Origin of the sequence: Actinoplanes sichuanensis, from assembly GCF_033097365.1 — a bacterium.
GTDB classification, from domain to species: Bacteria; Actinomycetota; Actinomycetes; order Mycobacteriales; family Micromonosporaceae; genus Actinoplanes; species Actinoplanes sichuanensis.
Window position 1 is genome coordinate 3,853,814 of record NZ_AP028461.1, and the last position, 13,913, is coordinate 3,867,726.

Here is a 13,913-nt window from a genome sequence, read left to right on the forward strand (position 1 = left end):
CCTCCTTTGACAAACGGAAACTGTCTCCATATTTTGGAAGTGGAGACAGTTTCCGATTATAGGGGTGCGGCATGCGGATTCTCATGTTCGGGCGCGGCGTCATCGCCGCGACGTACGGGTGGGCGCTGGAACAGGCCGGGCACGACGTCGAGTTCTATGTGCGGCCGGGGCGGGCCGCGGCGTACGGCGACACGATCGAACTCGACCTGATCGACACCCGGCGGCGGGTCTGGGGCAAGCGGGTCACCGCGTCGTGGCCGGTCCGCTACCGGGAGACCCTGGAGCCCGACCACGACTTCGACCTGATCGTGGTCAGCGTGCAGCACTACAACTTCGCCGAGGCCGTGTCGTTCCTCGCGCCCCGGATCGGCCGGGCCACCGTGCTGGTCTTCAACAACCTGTGGGTCGAGCCGTCGGACGCGGTCGCGGCACTGCCCGCCGAGCAGGTGGCGTGGGGCTTCCCCGGCGCGGGCGGCGGTTTCGGCGACGACGGGGTGCTCCGGGCGTCGCTGCTGCCGGCGGTCTTCCTCGGCACACTGGGCCGACCCCTGACCGACCGTGAGCAGGCTGTGCGGGCCGTCTTCCGGGAGGCCGGGTTCCGGATCCGGGAGAACACCGACTTCCGTGGCTGGCTGGCGATCCACTTCATCCAGAACGCCGGCCTGCACACCCAGAGCCTGCGACTGGGCTCGCTGGCCGCGCTGGCCGGCAACTCCCGCAACGTCCGCGAGGCGATCCTCGCCACCCGCGAACTACTCCCCCTCGCCGAGGCCCGCGGCGTGGACCTGCGCCACCATCGCGCCGAACTGCTGCCGTTCACCGCCCCGATCTGGCTGACCGCCCCGGCGATGGCGTGGATGTTCGGCCACTACCCGCCGATGCGCACGGTGATGCAGGCCCACGCCAACCCCGAGGAACTACGGGCCGTCTGCCGCGACACGCTGGCCGAAGCCCGCCGGCTGAACGTCCCGGTCCCCCGGCTGGCGGCCGCCGAACCCTACTTCGCCGCCGAGAAGACCGCCTAACGGAACTCCGAGACGACGGTGATCGGGCCGATGATGTTGGCGTTGAACTCGTCGAGGTCCTCGGCCGGGATCCAGTACTCCAGGATGGTCCGGCCACCGGCCTGCCGGACCTCATAGCGGTCCAGGTACGAGCGGCGTACCTCGAACCGGGTCACGTAACCGACGCCGGAGGCCGGGACGTTCCAGTCCCGGGCGATCATCGTGGCGTACTCCTCGTTCAGCACCGGGTAGAAGATCGGCTGGTCCGGCAGGCGCGGCGGCCAGGCCCGCCAGCCCGACTCCTCGACCAGCGCCAACTCCGCCGGGCCCGTCGGCCGCCACAACGTCACCGTCTCGACATTCTCCACCGCGCCATGATCGTCGAGCCGGGCCACGACGGCCACCGAATACCCGGCGGGTCGACATCGAGAGTCCCGAAAGTCGCGGACGTCCGGCCGCATCATGAGGTGACGGACAGGTCGTCGCCCGTCGCGGTCAGCAGGACACGGCCCGGGACGGTCGTCGTCGCCGACCGAGGGGTGCCGTCGGCGGGGTCCGCGTAGTTGACCGTCACCTGCCGGGACTCCGCCGTGTAGAGGATCAGGGTCAGCCAGGCGGACTCCGGGACGTGTCCAGGCCGCTCGGGGGCGTCGGCGGGCAGGTCGCTCCAACGATCGGTCAGGCGGCGGAACGCGGCCGGGGACTCTGCCGCGAGAACCCGGGTGCCGGCGCCGGACAGGACCTCGCACAGCGCGACGAGCGGGACCCGGCCCACCTGGTCGGTGCTGTTCACCCGCTGGATTCGCTGCATCGCCCGGTGGAACACGAGGGCCGTGTCCCACTGCGGGCCGGACGGCCACTCGTCGGGGTCTGGCGATGAGCGGATCCGGCGGACCGTCCACCTGCCGACGGCACGTCCGGCCCGCGACAGGTGCCACTGGTCGTCGAGTGGGAAGACCGTGGCCTCGCCGGCCCGCAGCACTCCCTCGGCCCCGAGGCGGAACTCCAGGTCGTCGTCGTGGTGCCGGATGTCGGCGCCGGTCGTGTCGCTGCTGTCGAACCATGCCTCGCGCAGCCCGTCGATGGTGAGATGCAGACGGGCGTCGCCGTGGGCGTACCGTCGCGGGGTCTTCAATGCGAGGTTGGCCCGCAGGCCCTGGCCGGTACGTTCGATCGAGAGCCAGACCACCTCGGACTTCGGCAGGTCGTAGTCGGCGGCGAGCGCCTCCGGGGCCACCGGCATCACGCCGGGCCGGAGGATGCCACGGAAGCCCCGGTAGTGGCGGGGGCCGGTGCTGCCGCGGCCGAGGAGCGGCTCGATCTCGGGCCCGGCGGTGCGGATCATCCAGGCCCGGTCGCCCCGGGCCATCGTGTGCAGCAGGGCACGTGCCCGCAGTGCGCGCACCGGTCGTGGCCGCGCGCCGACCGTGGTGAAGAGCCCGTGAGTGTGGTCGGCCCAGGCGCCCGCGATCCGGGAGACCTCGCTCCGGTCGAACGTCCGCCCGTCGCGGGCCATCGCACCGATCCGCTCGACCGACCGGTCCAGCAGCCGGCCCAGCATCGATGCCGCGTCCTTGCTCGCCACGCCCGCCACCCTAGGTCCCAGGATCCAGCATGCTCACCGGGCTGGTCCCGAAGTTCAGTGGGATACCGAGTTGTCAGGGTTTGACGTGTGCGGGAGCCTGCACGGGTGATCGAGACACGGGTGTTGGGTTCGGATGACTGGAAGATCTGGCGTGAGCTGCGGCTGGCCGCGTTGAGCGAGGCCGGCTACGCCTTCGGGTCACAGCTGGCGGACTGGCAGGGCGACGGTGACCGGGAGGATCGGTGGCGTGACCGGCTGACGATCCCGGGGTCGTACAACCTGGTCGTGACCCTGGACGGGCAGGCGGTGGGCATGGCCAGCGGGGTGCGCACCGACCGGGACGAGATCGTCGAGCTGATCTCGATGTATGTGGCGCCGGCCGGGCGTGGCCGCGGGGTCGGTGATCTGCTCGTGACGTCGGTCGAGCAGTGGGCGCGGCAGATCGGCGCGCGGACGCTGCGGCTGGCCGTGGTGGAGGGCAACCGGAACGCGGTGGCGCTCTACGAGCGCAACGGTTTCCGGGACACCGGTGAGCCCGGTGACCTGATGCCGGACGGTGTCCGTCGTGAGGTGGTCATGGCGAAGGGCGTCTAACCGGTGCACGGGGTGTCGTCGATTCGGCAGGCCGTGGGGGCCGCGTCGATCAGGGTGGCCCCGTGCACCTCGAACGAGATGGTGACCTGCTGTCCGGCCGGGATCGCGGTGGTCTTCGCGTCGGGGACGAACGTCCACACCGCTTTCTGCTGGGTGACCGTCGCGCCGGAGACCTGGTTGATCCAGAGGGTTTCGCGGGGCAGGGTGACGGTCAGGGTCCAGCCGTCGCGGGTGGCCGGGCCGGGGTTGGTGACCGTCACCTCGGTCCGGTAGCCGAGCAGGCCGATCACGTACGGCGTGGTGGTGTAGGCGGCGGCCAGCGGCGCCGGGGTCTGGCTGGTGACCGCGGACGGTGACGGTGATCCGGCGATGTCCGCGGCGCGCGAGGGTGAGGTCGACGGGCGGGCGGCGCGGGAGGTGGTGATCGTCGCCGACGTGGTCGCCGCCGACGACGGGACGGCCGGTGCGGCCGGACGGTCGGGCAGGCCGGCTGCCTCCTCGGGTTTGACCGACTCCTGGTAGGGGCGGATCACCAGCATGACGACCAGCAGCGCGGTGAGTGCCACGGCGGCCAGCGCGCCGAAGACCAGCATGAACCGGCCGGCTGTGGATCGTTCGCGCGGGGTTCGGGCGGTACGGACGCGGGGTTCGGGTGACGGGCTGGTGAGGGCGGCGGTGGCGATCCGCCAGGCGGTGTCACGGACGACGTCCATCGGCGACCGCCGGGAAGGCTCGGGTGGGAGGCTCATTCGACGACCGCCCGGTAGCCGGTGCGAGTGTCGGCGAGTTCGTCTCCGGGTCGGTGTTCCCCGGCGCCGGCGGCCGTGGGACGGCCGGTGACCAGGGGTAGCGGCACCCGGACGGTGGCGATCAGGCCGCCGGAGGGGTCGTTGTGGAGGGTGACGGTGGTGTCCTGACGGGCGGCGAACCGGCCGGCCGCCCACAGTCCCCACCAGGTTCCGCCGGGCGGTGGTGCGGCGCTGGCCATCACGTCGTGGCCGGTGGCCAGGTCGTCGTCGGTCATGCCGGGTCCGACGTCGGTGACGGTGATCAGGTATCCGGCCGGGTCGTGCTCCCCCGCGACCACGATGCGTGAGTCGGCGGGGGCGAAGCCGGCGGCGTTCTCGAGGAGTTCGGCGAGCAGGTGGATCAGGTCGGTGGTGGCGGTCCCGGCCAGGTAGGCGGGTTCCACCGAGTCGGTGTCGACCCGGTCGTGGTCGCTGATCTCGGCGGCCGCCTCGCGGAGCACGTCGGTCATCGGTACCAGGCGTGGCCAGTCGCGGTCGGGGGTGCCGCCGGTGAGGGTGATGCCCTTCTCCACGTTGCGGCGTAGCCGGGTTCCGAAGGTGCCGGCCCGGCGCAGGTCGGCGGCGTTCTGTTCGTCGTCGGCGCGGCGGGCGAGGGAGTCCAGCAGGCGTAGCTGCCGTTGGAGCAGGCCCTGGTTGCGGCGGTCGAGGTCATGCAGCAGGCCGTCGGTGCGGTGCCACGGCCCGGTGGCGGTGGTCGCCGTGTCGGTGGTCGCCGCGGCGGTGGCGTGTCGGGTGCGGCGGGCCGCGATCAGCAGTCCGAGGACGGCGACGAAACCGATGCCGCCGACGGTTCCGGCCCAGACCGCGGCGGTGACGGCGCGCGGGGTGGCGGTGTCGGCGGCCTCCCGGGTGGCGCTGTCCTGCAGGTCCCACAGGGCCGTGTTGAGTTCGTTGAACGTCGGTGACCAGGCGGCCGGTTCGCGGAGCCCGTCGCGGGAGGCGGCGAGTTCGTCCTCGATCCGGGTCAGGCGGACCATCGCGGGGCTGCCCGCCAGGTCCCGGTGGCGTTGGGCGGCGGCTTCCGGCAGGGTGGTGCCGGCGGCGCTGAACAGGACCCGGCGGGCTCCGGCGAGCTGGGTCAGGCGGGTGCGGTCGGCGGTGGTCGGCCCCTTGCCGGTGGAGACGGCGGCGAGCAGCGCGTCCTCTTCGGCCAGGATCTCGCGGGAGCGGCTGAGCGGCGAGCCGAGGTCGGAGGCGGGGTCGATCAGCGCGGTGTAGGCGCTGACCACCTCGCGCCGGTCGAGGCGGCCGCCGTCGACCTTCACCCGGAGCTCGGAGAGTTCGTCGAGTCGGTTCAGGAGCGTGGCGGCCGTACCGTCGCCGGCGGGAAACCCGGAGGCCTGCCGCAACCGTTCGATGGTGTCGTCGGTGCGACCGCGTTGGGCGGTGAGTTCGAGGATCGGTTGGCCGGTGACCGAGACGCGACGTTCGGCTTCGAGGGCGAGGATCGTCTCTTCGACGGGCCGGTCGAGCCGGTCGCTGGTGACCCGGTCGGTGAGTGCCCGGACGGCCGTGGTGACGGCGGGGACCGCGGCGGCGGCCCAGAAGGTCACCAGCAGCACCCCGCCGATGACCTGGATGCGGCGGTTCACGCGGTGGCCTCGGGCTCGCCGATGATCTCGCGGAGCCGGCTGAGCAGGTCGTGCCGGTCGGTGCAGCCGAGTCGCTGCCGGATGCGTGCCATGTGATGCTCCACGGTCTTCGCCGACAGGTAGAGCCGGTCGGCGATCTGTTTATACGTCATGCCGGCCAGCACGAGTGCGCCGACCTCGCGTTCGCGGGCGCTGAGCAGCTGTTGGCCGCCGGCCGGGGTGGGCCTGGTCCCGCGGTCCTGCAGGGCGCGGGCCGAGTCGAGGAGCAGGGCCATCGCCTTGCGGTCGGAGGTGCGGATGGCGGCCTGCCCGGCGAGGCGGGCGGCGTCCCAGGTGAGTCCGGCGAGGCTGAGGGTGCGGGAGGCGGCGACCACGGCTTCCGGGTCGGCCTGCCCGGTGAGCACGTCGAGCCAGACGGCGGCCGCGTCGGCGAATGCGGCGGCGTAGGTTCCGGCGTGGCGGGCGGCGTCGAGGCGGGCGGCGTGTTCGCGGGCGGTGTCCTGGTCGCCGCCGAGGATCGCGGCCTGCAGCCGGTACCAGTGCGGTAGCACGGTCCACACCGGTGGGTCGCCGAGTCCGGTCAGGAGCCGGTCGGCTTCGGCGAGGTGCCCGGCGACCCGGTGGGATTCGCCGAGGCGGGCCGCGGCGACCGCGAGTTCGCCGAGCGGTAGCAGGTTGAACAGCTCGACGGGTTGTCCGATGAGGGCCTGGCAGGCGTCCGGCCAGGCGGTGCGCAGGCCGACCAGGTCGCCGTTGCGGCGGGCCAGGCCGACCCGTAGGGCGGTGGCGAGCAGGTCGTCGCGGCCTTGGGCGGCGGTGGCCGGGGTGGTTGCGGGCAGGCGCTGTTCGACGTCGGTGAGCCGGCCGCGCAGCAGCAGCACCCAGCTGCGCAACAGGTGGTGGCGGCCGGCCAGCAGCGGGCCGCCGGTGCCGCGGTGTTCGGCCCGGGTGAGCAGCGAGTCGGCGACGTCGAGTTCGGTGCAGTGCATGGCCAGCAGCGCGCCGACCGCGGCCGGGCTGTCCGGCAGGAGGACGGCCGGTCCGGCCGGGTCGATCAGGGTGGCGGCCTGGACCAGGGTGGACAGGGCGGCGGCGGGTGGGCCGGTGACCGATTCGGCGGTGCCGCGGGCCATCAGGGTGGCGGCGGCGCTCAGTGAGGTCGGTGGCTGTGTCGTGGTGTCGTCCGGGCGGATCAGGCGTTCGGCGTCGGTGAGGCGTCCGACCGCGGTGAGGCCGACCGCGGCGAATCCGTTGGCGACGTCGGTGCCGGCCCATTCGTAGAGGCGGACGGCCTGCGCGGTCTGTCCGCGGTGGGCGAGGACGGCGGCGGCCACGTAGGCGGCTTCGGCCCGTTGTTCGGGGGTGCCGGCGGCGAGGACCTGGTCGGTGAGGCGGGAGGCGTGGTCGAGGTCGCCGGCCAGCGCGGTGGCCAGGGCCCGGCGGGATCCGGTCGTGCGGCCGGCGCCCGCGGCCGCGGCGAACAGTTCGGCGGCCAGTGCCGGGTCGTCGCCGAGGGCCTCTTCACCGGCGGCCTCGTAGACGTGGCCGAGGCCGCTGCCGGCGGCGCCGGGGACCAGCCCGGGGGCGGCGGCGACCCGCAGCAGCGGGCGCACCAGCGGCAGGACCGGGCCGCCGCGGGCCATCTGCAGGGCGGCGAGGCGCTGGCGTACGTCGATGCGCTGGCTGATCGGGCCGAGGGCGGCGATGGCGCGGCGGGCGAGCGGGACGAGGGTGCCGTCGGCGGCGAGCATGCCGGTGGCGCGGCCGGCGTCGACGAGTTCGGCCACGTCGGCGTTGTCGTCGAGGACCGCGGCGACCAGGTCGAACGACAGTCCGGCACCGGCTTCGACGGCCAGCAGCAGGGTGCGTACGGCCGGGTCGAGTTCGTCGAGTTCGGCGGCGAACGGGGCGAGCGCGGCGACCGGGATCTGCCGTGGTCCGGTGGTGGGCAGGGCGTCGGCGAGCCTGGTCACGTAGCGCGGGATGCCGGCGGTCTGTGCGGCCACCCAGCCGACCAGGTCGTCGCTGGGTGCGGTGAGGTGTCCGGCGATCTGGACCGGGGTGAGCGTCGGCAGGTTGATGGCCGGGCCGCCGCGGCGAAGCGCTTCGAGGAGCCGCAGCAGTTCCGGGCGGCGCGGCCACGGTCGGTGCGCGACGACGATCCGGGCGTCCGGCTGTTCGGCGTGTTCGCGCAGGTCGTCGAGCTGGCGCGGGGTGAGCAGGTGGGCGTCGTCGATGAGCAGCGCGTGGTCGGCGGCCGGTTCGCGGGGCGGCCACGGGCCGGTCACCTTGACCTCGGCGGTGCGGTAGGCGTCGGTGAGCTGCCGCAGCAGGGTGGTCTTGCCGTAGCCGCCGGGTGCGGCGACGGCGGCGTGCAGCGGCGCGGTGGGGTCGGCGGCGACGCGGGCCAGGAGCGTCGTCATCGGACGTCCGCCCGGACCGCGACCAGGTTGACCGGCGGGCGCGGTGGGGCGAGGTGCGGCGGCGATGCCGCCGGCAGCACGGCGAAGGCGTCGGTCGGGCCGGCCACGGCCGGATCGTTCGGGGGTACGGGCGGACGCCCGGCCAGGGCGGCGCCGACCGCGACCGTCATGCGCGGCTGCGGGTCACGCACGACGGGTGCGGGGAACACCGCGCTGAGCAGATCGGACACGACTGTGCATACGGGGCCGTCCACTCCGGCGATCAAAATGGCGGAAAGATCGTCGGTTCCGAAACCACGGCTGCGGACCAGGGCCGCGGCGAGGTCGATCGTGGGCTGGATCTGGGCGCGGGCGTCGGCCGGGGTCAGAGCGTCGACTTCGAACCCGGCGACGTCGTTGAGCTCGGCTGAGGCGAGCAGTTCCATCCGGCCCGGCTGTTGCGGGGCGATCAGGGCGATCTCGGCGGTCGAGCCGCCCAGCCGGTAGACGCCGAGTAGGCCGCCGCCGGTGGGTGCGCGGCCCGCGGCCTGGTGGCACTCGACGACGGCGCGGGCCCGGGTGACCAGCACCGAGCCCATCAGGTCGGCTTCGGCCAGGCCGGCCTGGAGCAGGCCGAGGCGGCCGGCGCCCCAGCCGGACGGGTGGGCGACCGCGACGCGCATCGGGGGTTCGCCCATGATCTCCCAGACCCGGTCGACGACCCAGCGGGCCATCGCGGCGGTCAGGCCGTGTGCCGGGAAGTAGCCGCCGGCGAAGTACATCGGGAGTGGATCGCCGACCCGGTGCAGGTAGCCGCCGACCGCGTCGGGTGGGTGCTGGCCGATCTCGGCGGGGACGACGGTGCCGTCGGCGGTCATCCGTAGTGCGGACGCGACCAGCGGGGAGCGGGCGCCCAGGGAGATCGGCTGTGCCGGGCCCCAGCCGGGACCGCCGGGATCGCCGGGGGCGGTGCGTCGGCAGACGGCGGCTTTGACGGTGCCGACACCGATGTCGATTCCCAGCACGTAGGACACGCGTTCAACTCCTCCGAGGTCGGTACCCCACGTTCGTACCAAAATGCGGGTTTGAATCGTCCCCCCAAAAATCGGCGGCCGGAGATCCCCTAATCCCCTAACCGGCCGTCGGGTGTGGTTGGGGACTCGACCCCGATGCCCGGGGGCGGCCGGCGTCCGTAGGTTTCTTCTCGGCGCCGGGCCCGCGCCGTTCGATCCGCATCAGCGTCTCTGCAATCAGCGTCTAGGAGCTCGACATGACTTCGCCCACCCTGCAGGACTTCGTTCTCAACCTGATCTACGACCCGGCCGCCCGGTCGGCGTTCGAACTGGACCCGGAGGCGACCCTGCGGCACGCCGGGCTGGACGACATCACCGCCACCGACGTGCAGCAGGTGCTGCCGCTGGTGCTCGACTCGGCGCCGGTCACCGGGCTGACCGGGCCGGACGGTCTGGACGACCTGACCACGGGGGTGGCCAGCCTGGACGTGGCGGGCGCGGTGGCGCAGCTGCAGGCGATCGCGGCGCAGGTCACGCACGACCCGCTGGCCGAGGTGAACGCGTCGAGCAGTGTGAACGTGAGTGTGCTCGGCCTGGACGCTCTCGACGTCGGTGTCGGGGTGGGGGTCGGCACGTCGGTGTCGGTCGGTGGGTTGGGTGCCGACCACGACCCCGATCTGGTCGTGGACAGTGCGGTGCACAGTGCCGTCACCACCTCGTCGACCTTCGTGGCGGAGCCGGTCCCCTACGACAGCGGTGTGACCGGTGATCTGACCGGCGGTCTGACCGGTGACGTGGGTGGGGTGCTCGACACGGTTACGCACGTTCCGTCCGTGGTTGAGCCGGTCGGTTCCGGATTGCTTGACGTCGCCGGGGTTCACGAGGCAACCTCTTCGATCGGATCGCTGATCCAGCCGGACCTGAGCGGTGTCACATCTCTGGATGTCGTCGACGGGCTCGGTGACACCGTGACCGGTACGGTCTCCGGTGTCGGCGGCACCCTGCACGGCCTGACCGGTGGCCTGACCGGCGGTCTGCTCTCCGGCGGAGACCAGGTCGCCGAGCAGCCGGACGCGCACGGTGAGGTGTTCGGCATCCTGTAGACGGCACCATGACGAGAGGCTGACGGACGCGGATGACGAGCTGGGAAGCCGGGACGACGGCACAGACGGGTCCCGCTTCCCTGATCCCGCATCCCCGGCAGGCGCCCGACCCGCTGCGCGGCGCGGCGGTCGGCGCTGATCCGTGGTGGATGGACACCATGGACGCGGTGATCCGGACGTGCCAGGCGCACGGTCGGGCCGATCTCGCCGAACGGTTGGCGCGCCGGCGGGCCCGGCTGCTGCATCCGCAGTTGCGGGTGCTGGTCACCGGGCCTCCTCAGCAGGGCCGCAGCCGGCTGATCAACGCGCTGGTCAACGCGTCGGTGTGCGGTGTGTTGCCGGACACCGACGCGGGTGTGCCGACGGTGGTCCGGCATGCCGACACACCCGTCGCGCATCTGATCCGGCGCGACACCCCGGATGCCGACTGGACGGCCGCGGTCGGGCTGCAGTCGCGGATCCCGCTGGTCGCCGAGCGGCTGGGGGCGTCGCTGGCGGAGGCCGCGGCGACCCTGCCGGCGGGTGCCGCGGTGCACGTGGACATCGGGGTGCCGCGGTCGTTGCTGGCCGGTGGTCTGGTGCTGATCGACGCTCCGGCGCTGCAGGTCGCGGCGGCGGCACCGGATCTGGCCGATCGGGTCGGCGCCGACCTGGTGTTGTGGACCTGTGAGACGGGACGGCAGCTCGGCGATGACGAGCTGGCCGTCCTGTCCGTGCTCGGCCAGAGTTTCCCCGGGCTGTTGGTGGTGCTGACCAAGGCCGACTACGCGGCCGACTGGCGCCGGGACCTGGCCGACAGTCGGCTGCGGTTGAACCGGGCTGGGATCCCGGCGGCGGTCGCGGCGGTGTCGTCGTCGTTGCGGGTGCACGCGGTCCGGACCTCCGACGATGCTCTGAACCGCGAGTCCGGGTTCGCTGACCTGCTCGTCCATCTGCGGAAGATGGTCGAGGCGAAGCCCGACCGGCTGGCCCGGGCCACCGCCGGGGCGCTGACCCGGGTGGTGTTGCAGGAGCTCGCGGTGCCGCTGCGGGCCGAGCTGGACAGCCAGGGCGACGGCGGTTCGTCGGACGCCGCGGCACATCTGCAGGCGACCCATCGGCGCCTCGACGACCTGCGCAAATGTACGGTCCGCTGGCAGAACCGGCTGTCCGACGAGGTCGGTGACCTGATGTCGGACATCGAACACGATCTGCGGGAACGGGTGAAGGCGCTGCTCGCCGAGGCCGACGAGTTCTTCACCACCAACGATCCGGCCAAGAGCTGGGACGAGTTCGAGCCGTGGCTGCGCGACGCGTTGCAGGAGATGGCGACGACGAGCATGACGTGGTTGGCCGAGCGCACCGAGTGGATGGCCCGGCGGACCGCCGACATGTTCCCGCCGGAAGCGGGTGATGTGCTGCCCTCGACGGCGCTGGCGGTCACCGACGGCGGGGTGCTGCAGGGGGTGTCGACGCTCGACGCGCCGCCGGTGGCGACGTTCACTCCGGGGCAGAAGCTGTTCATCGGGTTGCGGGGCTCGTACGGCGGGGTGGTGATGTTCGGTCTGGCCACCAGTCTGGCCGGGATGTCGCTGATCAACCCGATCTCGATCGGCGGTGGCGCCCTGTTCGGTGGCAAGAGTGTCCGCGACGAGAGCAAGACGCTGCTGAAACGGCGGCAGACCGAGGCCCGTAACGCGGTCCGGCAGCACGTCGACGACATCTTCACCAAGCTCAACAAGGACGCCCGGGACAGTGTCCGGCGGGCCCAGCGGGCGCTGCGTGACCATTTCACGGCGGTCACCGAGGATCTCCAGGAGGAGACCATGGAGTCGCTGCGCAACGCGAAGGCCGCCGCCGACCGGGACGCGGCCGTACGGGAGGCGCACGGCCGCCGGCTGCGTGAGGAGCTGACCCGGCTGGCCGAGTTGCATTCGCAGGCGCAGGCGCTCACCGATCGGGCGCGGGCGTGATCGGCGAGGAGCTCGAACGGCGTACGTACGACCTGCTGCAGCGGGCCGCGCAGGTCTACCGTGGCCACCCGCGTCTGCACCTCGCGCTGGAGCGGTTCACCGGGCCGCTGCGCCTGGCCGTCGCCGGTGCCGCCCGGACCGGGAAGTCGACCCTGGTCAACGCGTTGGTCGGCGAGGAGGTGGCGCCGGTCGAGCAGGCCGGGTTCGTGACCTACCGGGACGGCACCGAGCTACGGGCGTGGAGTCATCCGGAGCACGGGCGGCCCTATGAGGTGCCGGTCGTCCGGACCGCGAACGGGTTGCGCCTGGACTCGGCGGCGCCGCGGGCGGTGGTGCAGTGGCCGAGCCGGGTGCTGCGCAAGACCGAGTTGATCGACACCGGCTCGTCCGCGCCGGTCGGTCAGGTACTGACCGAGGCCGACGCGGTGCTGCTGCTGACGCCCCGGATCGGGGAGCCCGACCTGGACTTCCTGCGGGCCGGGCGGGGGCTGCGCGGGCCGTCGGTGTCGCCGGTGCACGCGATGGTGGTGTTGACCAAGGCCGACATGCACGGCGACGGGCTGCCGGACGGGCTCCTCGAGGCCCGGCGGATCGCCCGGCGACGGCGTAGGGAACCGGCGATCGGGGCGCTCTGCCAGGACGTGGTGGCGGTGTCGCCGCTGATCGGGCAGGCGGCACGGACGCTGCGCGACGACGAGGTGCGGGCCCTGTCGGCGATCGCGGCCCTTCCGCGTACCGCATCGGATCCGTTCCTGTTGTCGACCGACCGGTTCACCACGGCCGGGGCGCTGCCCGCCGTCGACGCGCGGATGCGGCTGGAGCTGCTGCAACGCTTCGGGCTGGGTGGTGTCCGGCTGGCGTTGGCGCTGTTGCGGACCGGTTCGGCGACCGCGTCGGTGCTGGGTGAGCGGCTGCAGGACTACAGCGGGCTGAAGGATCTGCAGGCGTCGGTCGCGGAGCTGTTCGTGGCCCGGCGGTCGGCGCTCAAGGCCCGGTCGGCGCTGATCGTGCTGGACCATCTGTTGCGGACCGAACGGCTGCCGCCGTCCGGGCATCTGCTGGCCGAGTTGGAGCTGTTGCTGGCCGGGGCGCACGATTTCGCCGAGATGCGGTTGCTGTCGGCGTTGCGGTCCGGGCGGGTGATGCTTGCGGCCGACCAGGCCAAGGAGGCGGTACGCCTACTCGGCGGCGCCGGGACCAGCCTGGGTGAGCGGCTGGGTCTGCCGACCGAGGCCACCGTGGACGACATCTGGGCGGTCGCCGAGGACTGCGCGCAACGCTGGCGTCGCGAGGCGGGTCTGGGCGACCGGACCCCGGCGCAGCGGCGCGCGGCGGCCGTGGTGTTGCGCAGTTGCGAGGCGATGCTGGCCGGCGACGAGTCGATGACGTCGGTCACTGGCTGACAAACCGGGATGGATCGACGTGCCATGATCACCGGCATGTCTACTGATCCCGCGGAGATCACCAGGCCGGCCCGGTCGGCCTGGCAGCCCCGATCCACCGGGGCGACTGTCGTTCTGTGGGTCGCCCGGGTGGTCGCGCTGCTGCCGGTGCTCTACTTCGTCTTCATGGCGATGGCCTCGCTGGCCTGTTTCAGCGACTCGTGCCGTGACGACAGCACCATGATCTACGCCGTACCGGCTGTGGCCGCGGCTGTGCTGTTCGGCTGGACGCCGTATGCCGCGGTCCGGGTCCTCCAGGTCGACGCGTCGGCGCCGGGCCCGGCCCGGATCGTCGGGGTCCTGGCCGGGCACGCCGTCGTGGTGTGGGGGGTGTTCATCGCGTTCATCGTCTCCTTCATCCGGGCGACCGGGGTCTGACCGCAATACATCGATGAGCGTGGACATGTGTCGTCCGGT

At 72.7% G+C, this 13,913-nt stretch carries 12 protein-coding genes; 6 read left to right on the plus strand and 6 right to left on the minus strand.

The window, feature by feature from the left end:
* The first annotated feature begins 71 nt into the window (after positions 1-71).
* Positions 72-1,025: a ketopantoate reductase family protein gene (locus tag Q0Z83_RS17620; protein WP_317795031.1), complete on the plus strand. Its 954-nt coding sequence runs from the start codon at positions 72-74 to the stop codon at positions 1,023-1,025.
* Here the strand turns inward: Q0Z83_RS17620 and Q0Z83_RS17625 are convergent.
* Positions 1,022-1,372 (minus strand): ADP-ribosylation/crystallin J1, encoded by a 351-nt coding sequence (locus Q0Z83_RS17625; RefSeq protein WP_317795032.1) that lies wholly within the window; start codon positions 1,370-1,372, stop codon positions 1,022-1,024. The two genes, Q0Z83_RS17620 and Q0Z83_RS17625, sit on opposite strands and share 4 nt — an antisense overlap.
* 92 nt (positions 1,373-1,464) lie before the next feature.
* Positions 1,465-2,589, minus strand: a complete 1,125-nt coding sequence (locus tag Q0Z83_RS17630) for a hypothetical protein (protein WP_317795033.1) — start codon at positions 2,587-2,589, stop codon at positions 1,465-1,467.
* A gap of 105 nt (positions 2,590-2,694) precedes the next feature.
* Here Q0Z83_RS17630 and Q0Z83_RS17635 point away from each other — a divergent pair, with 105 nt between their 5' ends.
* Positions 2,695-3,183 carry a GNAT family N-acetyltransferase gene (locus Q0Z83_RS17635; protein ID WP_317795034.1) on the plus strand — a complete coding sequence of 163 codons (489 nt, stop codon included), beginning with the start codon at positions 2,695-2,697 and terminating at the stop codon, positions 3,181-3,183.
* On the opposite strand, the gene Q0Z83_RS17640 is transcribed toward Q0Z83_RS17635, so the two are convergent.
* The 4 genes from Q0Z83_RS17640 to Q0Z83_RS17655 are packed head-to-tail and all read right to left on the minus strand — an operon-like array spanning position 3,180 to position 9,020.
* Positions 3,180-3,896, minus strand: a complete 717-nt coding sequence (locus Q0Z83_RS17640) for a cellulose binding domain-containing protein (RefSeq protein ID WP_317795035.1) — start codon at positions 3,894-3,896, stop codon at positions 3,180-3,182. The two genes, Q0Z83_RS17635 and Q0Z83_RS17640, sit on opposite strands and share 4 nt — an antisense overlap.
* 32 nt (positions 3,897-3,928) lie before the next feature.
* Positions 3,929-5,584: a sensor histidine kinase gene (locus Q0Z83_RS17645; RefSeq protein ID WP_317795036.1), complete on the minus strand. Its 1,656-nt coding sequence runs from the start codon at positions 5,582-5,584 to the stop codon at positions 3,929-3,931.
* Positions 5,581-8,007, minus strand: coding sequence for a LuxR C-terminal-related transcriptional regulator (locus Q0Z83_RS17650; RefSeq protein ID WP_317795037.1), 2,427 nt, complete (start codon positions 8,005-8,007; stop codon positions 5,581-5,583). Before Q0Z83_RS17650 ends, Q0Z83_RS17645 begins: the two co-directional genes overlap by 4 nt.
* Positions 8,004-9,020: a hypothetical protein gene (locus Q0Z83_RS17655; protein WP_317795038.1), complete on the minus strand. Its 1,017-nt coding sequence runs from the start codon at positions 9,018-9,020 to the stop codon at positions 8,004-8,006. Before Q0Z83_RS17655 ends, Q0Z83_RS17650 begins: the two co-directional genes overlap by 4 nt.
* 236 nt (positions 9,021-9,256) lie before the next feature.
* On the opposite strand from Q0Z83_RS17655, the gene Q0Z83_RS17660 reads away from it, so the two are divergent.
* Genes Q0Z83_RS17660 through Q0Z83_RS17675 form a run of 4 tightly spaced genes read left to right on the plus strand, consistent with a single transcriptional unit; the run spans position 9,257 to position 13,874 of the window.
* Positions 9,257-10,102, plus strand: coding sequence for an IniB N-terminal domain-containing protein (locus tag Q0Z83_RS17660; RefSeq protein WP_317795039.1), 846 nt, complete (start codon positions 9,257-9,259; stop codon positions 10,100-10,102).
* Positions 10,103-10,134: 32 nt separating this feature from the next.
* A complete protein-coding gene (locus tag Q0Z83_RS17665; protein WP_317795040.1) occupies positions 10,135-12,054 on the plus strand; it encodes a P-loop NTPase family protein in 1,920 nt (639 codons plus the stop codon).
* Entirely contained in the window at positions 12,051-13,457 is a 1,407-nt protein-coding gene (locus Q0Z83_RS17670) for a P-loop NTPase family protein (RefSeq protein WP_317795041.1), read from the plus strand. The genes Q0Z83_RS17665 and Q0Z83_RS17670 overlap by 4 nt, the downstream gene beginning before the upstream one ends.
* Before the next feature lie 36 nt (positions 13,458-13,493).
* Positions 13,494-13,874 (plus strand): hypothetical protein, encoded by a 381-nt coding sequence (locus tag Q0Z83_RS17675; protein WP_317795042.1) that lies wholly within the window; start codon positions 13,494-13,496, stop codon positions 13,872-13,874.
* Positions 13,875-13,913: the final 39 nt, after the last annotated feature.

Excerpts from the sequence above, each read along its gene's own strand:
- Q0Z83_RS17675 (WP_317795042.1), top strand. The coding sequence starts at position 13,494 with ATGTCTACTGATCCCGCGGAGATCACCAGGCCGGCCCGGTCGGCCTGG.
- Q0Z83_RS17640 (WP_317795035.1), bottom strand. The coding sequence starts at position 3,896 with ATGGACGTCGTCCGTGACACCGCCTGGCGGATCGCCACCGCCGCCCTC.
- Q0Z83_RS17660 (WP_317795039.1), top strand. The coding sequence starts at position 9,257 with ATGACTTCGCCCACCCTGCAGGACTTCGTTCTCAACCTGATCTACGAC.
- Q0Z83_RS17620 (WP_317795031.1), top strand. The coding sequence starts at position 72 with ATGCGGATTCTCATGTTCGGGCGCGGCGTCATCGCCGCGACGTACGGG.
- Q0Z83_RS17665 (WP_317795040.1), top strand. The coding sequence starts at position 10,135 with ATGACGAGCTGGGAAGCCGGGACGACGGCACAGACGGGTCCCGCTTCC.
- Q0Z83_RS17650 (WP_317795037.1), bottom strand. The coding sequence starts at position 8,007 with ATGACGACGCTCCTGGCCCGCGTCGCCGCCGACCCCACCGCGCCGCTG.